We start from the raw sequence: 663 nt of genomic DNA on the forward strand, positions 1-663 counted from the left end.
TAACTATAGGTAGCATTTCTAAATTTTTTAAAAATATTTCTATTAGTAATTGATGATACTTCATGGCAAACTACAAATTTATTATTTATTCCAATTACATGTCCTTGATTTTTATACCTTAAGCAAAAGTCTACATCTTCGTAATAAAGAAAGTAATCAGAATCAAAATAAGGACATTCAGAAAAATTATTAAAATTAAGAATTAAACTACAGCCAGAAATCCAATCACAATTTACATAATCAGCATCTATATTTTTTACCTTTTTTTCAGTAATAATGGCACCAGTTGTAGGAATAAATCGACCGCCAGCAAACCAAACTTGACTTTTCGGCGTAGAGATAAATGTACCAAGAATTGAAATTTCTGGATGCAACTCAAAAAAAGGCTGAATTTTATCTAAAGTATTTTCTGTGAAATAAGCATCTGGATTAATTATCCAAACATAAGCTTGGGGGTCTTGAATGTAAATCCATTTTAAGCCTAAATTACAAGCACAACCAAAACCTAAATTAGCTCCTGCATCAAAAATCAATACAGATTCAGTTTTGAGGTTATCAATTGAGCGATCGTCTGGAGAGTTATTGATAATAATAACTTTGTAGTCAATATTGCTGGTCTTTTGAATAGAATTAATTAATTTAGAAATTAAATTTTCACAATAG

1 protein-coding gene is annotated in these 663 nt (G+C 28.5%); it reads right to left on the bottom strand.

Annotated elements, in window-relative coordinates; genetic code table 11:
• Nucleotides 1–663 (bottom strand): glycosyltransferase (locus GNE10_RS34965; RefSeq protein WP_185570566.1); only part of this gene is annotated, 663 nt, incomplete at both ends.

The organism is Nostoc sp. 2RC, from assembly GCF_014222165.1.
GTDB classification, from domain to species: Bacteria; Cyanobacteriota; Cyanobacteriia; order Cyanobacteriales; family Nostocaceae; genus Nostoc; species Nostoc linckia.